Origin of the sequence: Flavobacterium sp. (genome assembly GCF_003525665.1) — a bacterium.
In the GTDB taxonomy this organism is placed as follows: domain Bacteria; phylum Bacteroidota; class Bacteroidia; order Flavobacteriales; family Flavobacteriaceae; genus Flavobacterium.
In genome coordinates this window covers 5393-10558 of record NZ_DQDX01000143.1, presented here as the reverse complement: position 1 = coordinate 10558, position 5166 = coordinate 5393, and the positions used below count along the sequence as shown (strand labels likewise).

At 33.7% G+C, this 5166-nt stretch carries 3 protein-coding genes and 1 pseudogene; all 4 read right to left on the bottom strand.

Annotated features, from left to right (window positions below; genetic code table 11):
• Positions 1-1920: endopeptidase La (gene lon, locus DIU01_RS10045; RefSeq protein ID WP_290834041.1), on the bottom strand; the 1920-nt coding region annotated here is incomplete at its 3' end.
• Between the two features lie 211 nt (positions 1921-2131).
• Positions 2132-3025: a DUF6252 family protein gene (locus tag DIU01_RS10040; protein ID WP_290834039.1), complete on the bottom strand. Its 894-nt coding sequence runs from the start codon at positions 3023-3025 to the stop codon at positions 2132-2134.
• A 23-nt stretch (positions 3026-3048) separates the two neighbouring features.
• Positions 3049-4299 (bottom strand): annotated as a pseudogene (locus DIU01_RS10035) (MFS transporter); the annotation flags it as partial.
• A gap of 87 nt (positions 4300-4386) precedes the next feature.
• Positions 4387-5166, bottom strand: a 780-nt coding sequence (locus DIU01_RS10030) for a M48 family metallopeptidase (protein ID WP_367221942.1), incomplete at its 5' end; no start/stop codon positions are given.

Here is a 5166-nt window from a genome sequence, read left to right as displayed (position 1 = left end):
CACAGAAGTCCAAGCTAAACCAGTGACAACACCAGCAACGTCATTTCCTTCGGCTTTGTCACGTTCTAATTTTGGCGAACCTAACACTTTTACAATATCTTCGTCGGTTACTTTTGTATTGTATTCTTCTTCCATTGCAACCGATTTTGCAGCATTTCTTATGACTTGTGCAATTTTCTGTTCCAAACTTCTCACGCCCGATTCACGTGTGTAACCTTCCACGATTTTTTCTAATTGTTTTTTTCCAATAGTCAAATCTTTAGAAGTTAATCCGTGTTCTTTTAACTGTTTTGGAAACAAATGTTGACGTGCAATTTCTACTTTTTCTTCGGTTGTGTAACCTGTCATTTTGATCACTTCCATCCTATCTTTTAAGGCAGGTTGAATAGTTGACATGGTATTTGAAGTTGCAATAAACATCACTTTAGACAAATCGTAACCCATTTCTAGGAAATTGTCGTAGAATGAATTGTTTTGTTCTGGATCTAAAACTTCCAATAATGCCGATGATGGATCACCTTGATGACTTGTTGATAGTTTATCAATCTCATCCAAAATAAAAACTGGATTCGATGTTTGTGCTTTTTTAATGCTTTGGATAATTCGTCCTGGCATAGCACCGATATACGTTTTTCTATGTCCGCGGATTTCTGCTTCGTCACGTAATCCACCGAGTGAAATTCGAACATATTCGCGACCTAAAGCTTCGGCAACCGATCTTCCAATTGAAGTTTTTCCAACTCCTGGAAGTCCAGTTAGACAAATAATTGGTGATTTCATATCATTTCGCAATTTTAAAACTGCCAAATGTTCAATCATTCTTTTTTTGACATCTTCTAATCCGAAGTGATCTCTATCTAAAATTTTTTGTGCGTTTTTTAAATTGAAATTATCTTTAGAATAAACACTCCAAGGTAAATCTAGAAACAATTCTAAATAATTTCTTTGAATTCCAAAATCTGGAGCTTGCGGATTCATACGCTGCAGTTTTGAAAATTCCTTCTCAAAATGTTTGCTTGTTTTATCGTCCCATTTTTTGGTTTTTGCTTTGGTACGCATTTCTTCAAATTCTTGCTCGTTAGAAACACCACCTAATTCTTCTTGGATGGTTTTCATTTGCTGATGCAAGAAATATTCACGTTGTTGCTGGTCTAAATCGAAACGAACTTTAGATTGAATATCGTTTTTAAGTTCCAATTTTTGCAACTCTACGTTCATGTAGCGCAAGGTTTCTAAAGCTCTTTCTTTAAGAACGTTCATTACCAATAAATTCTGCTTTTCTTCAACTGAAAGATTCATATTAGAAGAAACAAAATTGATTAGAAACGATTGACTTTCAATATTTTTAATTGCAAAAGTAGCTTCGGTTGGAATATTTGGACTTTCCTTTATAATTTCAATTGCCAATTCTTTAATGGAATCAACAATTGTAGAAAACTCCGTATCATGTTTTCCAGGTCTTTTTTCTGGACATTCTTTAATTTTTGCAGTAATATATGGCGTTTCTGAGATGACTGAATCGATTTCAAAACGTTTTTTACCTTGAAGAATGACAGTGATGTTTCCGTCAGGCATTTTTAAAACGCGAAGAATTCTGGCAACAGTTCCAACTTGATTGATATCGTTTATTGTTGGATCTTCGTCTTCTTCATTTTTTTGAGCAACGACACCAATTATTTTATTTCCAGCGTTGGCTTCGTTGATTAACTTAATAGATTTATCTCTTCCAGCTGTAATTGGAATTACAACTCCTGGAAAAAGAACGGTATTTCTTAACGGAAGAATTGGTAACGAATCAGGAAGTTCCTCATTGGTCATTTCTGCTTCATCTTCTGGCGTTAAGAGTGGAATTAAATCGGCTTCTGTATCGAATTCTTGCAATGACAAATTGTCAAAGGTTAGTATTTTGTGATTTGACATATCTCAGTTTAGGTCAATGTGACATTAAAATTTAAACAAATATAACTTTTTGATAAAGGTTGAGAAATTATAATCGATGTATGGCATTAAAAGTACCACAAAATCAAAAGAAAGTACGCTTTATCGATAAGTCTTTTAAAAGTGCAATGACTATGCCACAAAAGAAAATCCGCCATAAAGACGGATTTAACTTATAATATTTTAAAATATTTTAGTAATCCACATCAAAACTTCCTTCTGAAATTGTAAAAGGCGTTGCACCATTAGTTACAAAACTGAAAGTTCCTTTTATATGAGTTGCAGTTTTTTCTTGAATAGTTACAGTTCCAGAAACAGCAAGATAATTTGCATCATTAAAATCATAAATAGCTTGAACAACATCAGTTGCTACATTTCCAGTTATTGGATACGTTCCAACACCTTGATCGCTTCTTACAGAAACAGTAATTGCATCTAAAGCTGAGTTTTGCGCTGCTATACTAATGAAATCCTGAGATCCAACTCCAATTTCTGTCGTTAAAATATCTACATCAACAAATTCAGTTCCATTCACTTTTGCAAAAAATGTATCACCAGTTTCTTCCATATTAATATAAGGAACATTAGTAAACACTCCGTTTGTAAAATCTATTGGAAGCACACCTGTTTCATCGGCATTAGACCAATATCCTTTAAAACTAAAAGTTCCAGAGATTTTTTTATTTACCGTATCAATACTTGTAATTGTTATAGAACCAGTATTTTCTGTTGGATTATTTATGTTGGTTGCCCAATATCCGTATTCTGAACCAGCAGGATTGAATGCTAATAAATTTTCATTTGCCGGATAAGTTCCAGTTGTTGAAGCTTCAATTAAAAACCCGAAAGTAGAACCATCACTTTTAACACCAGCTATTTGAATTAAATTTCCAGATACTATTGCTTGTGATGAATTTGCAGTCCAAGTTGCACCATTAAAATCGGCTTTAAAAGAGGCGTTTGCATTCCCTCCACCACCAAAATCGTCAGGATTTAAAGCTGAATCAATTGGTTCGTTATCGCAAGAGGTAAAAGTAAATGCACTAAAAAGAACAACTAATGCAGATAAAAATTTTATGTTTTTCATTATTATATTTTTTCCAAATATAATTATTTTTTACTCAATGCAAAATTATTTTTGGGAACTCTTAGAAGCAATAGTAATCCTATGATAAAAAACACCCCTAAAAAGACAATAGCATTTCTCATTGAACCTGTTACTTGGTCAATAATTCCGTAAATAGACATTCCGATTACGATTCCTACTTTTTCTGTAACATCATAAAAACTGAAGTACGAAGCGGTATCGTCTGTTTCTGGCAAAAGTTTAGAATAAGTTGAACGAGCAAGCGATTGAATTCCGCCCATAACAAGACCTACAAAACCTGCAGTTGCATAAAATTGTACTGGTGTATGAACAAAAAAAGCAAAACCACATAGGATAGCCCAAAAAGCGTTTAAGAAAATTAACGTATTTATATTTCCAAATTTTGCGGAAGCTCTTGAAGTTAAAAAAGCACCAATTACAGCAACTAATTGGATTAACAAAATACTTATTATTAAACCCATTGTTTTATCGGTTTCACCCCAAGTGACTTCTGTTGCACCGAAGTAAGTTGCTACAAGCATCACTGTTTGAACTGCCATTATAAAGACAAAATAACTGTTCAAGTATCTTTTAAGCGCTTCATTTTGTTGCAACTGTTTCCAAACATTTTTTAATTCGTGAAAACCTTTAAAAATAAAATCTTTGGTAAGTGGAACGTTATTTCTATTTCCTTTTGGCAAATAATAATAGGTTACATGACTAAAACCAATCCACCAAATTCCAACCATTAGGAATGAAATTCGCATTGCCATTTTTGAAGACTCGATTCCAAAAGTATCTGGAAACATGACCATTACTAAATTTATAATCAGCAACAACGTACTGCCAATGTATCCCATTGAAAATCCTTTAGCACTAACTTTATCTTGTTGTTCTGGAAAAGCAATATCGGGAAGATAAGAATTGTAAAAAACTAAACTCGACCAAAACCCAATCAAGCCAAAAAAATAGGCTGCGTAACTGAGGAATAAGTTGTCTAAATTAAACCAAAATAATCCAATGCAAGAAAGTCCGCCCAAGTAGCAAAAAAATCTCATGAAAGCTTTTTTATTCCCTAAATAATCGGAAATACCTGAAAGAAATGGTGAAAAAATGGCAACAATTAAAAATGCAAAAGCTGTAACAAAGCTAATCATCGCTGTGTCTTTACATTTATATCCAAAAAACATTACGTAGTTTTTTCCGCTTTCTTTAAAAATCATTTCATAAAAAATTGGAAATACTGCCGATGCAATTACTAAACTGTAAACAGAAGCNNTGGTTTATTTTATTAATTCAAAAAAAAAGCTGTCAATAAAAATTGACAGCTTCAAATATACTCTTTTTTTGTAATTAGAATGTTATTTAAACGTTACTCCAAATTTTGCAGCTTCGGCTTTAGCTTGCGGAATTAAAGCTGTTAAATTTTTGATTCGAGTTTCATTACTTGGATGCGTACTTAAAATTTCTGGTGGCGCTTGACCGTTTGATTGAGCAGACATTCGTTCCCACACTGAAACAGCATTTTGAGGATTGTAACCTGCAATAGCCATCAAAGTTAATCCAATCATGTCGGCTTCGCTTTCATGTTTTCTACTAAAAGGTAGCATAAGTCCAACTTGTGAACCAATTCCGTAAGCCTGCATAACCATTTGTTGTGTTTGTGGATCTTGATTACCAACAGCAACTGCTGCTCCAACCTGTCCTATTTGCTGTACTAAACCAGCACTCATTCTTTGTTGACCATGATTAGAAAGAGCATGTGCTACTTCATGAGCCATAACTGCTGCAATACCTCCATCATCTTTACAAACTGGCAAAATTCCGGTGTAAAAAACAATTTTTCCTCCTGGCATGCACCAAGCATTAACTGACTTGTCTTCTACTAAATTATATTCCCAGCTGTAACCAGCTAAATAATCGGAATGACCATTGGCAGCCAACCATCTTTCGGCAGCAACTTTAATTTTTGTTCCAATAGTTTCAATTTTTCTTGACTCAGGAGTATTTTTAATTACTTTATTTTGAGTTAAAAACGTACTGTATTCCTGAAAAGCCATCGGAAATATTTGACTATTTGGCACAAGTGCCATTGTACTTTTTCCAGTAAATGGATTTGTTGAACAAGCAACTATCAATGC

Bases quoted from the DNA above. Each gene is read 5' to 3' on its own strand.
- DIU01_RS10040 (WP_290834039.1), bottom strand. From the start codon at position 3,025: ATGAAAAACATAAAATTTTTATCTGCATTAGTTGTTCTTTTTAGTGCA.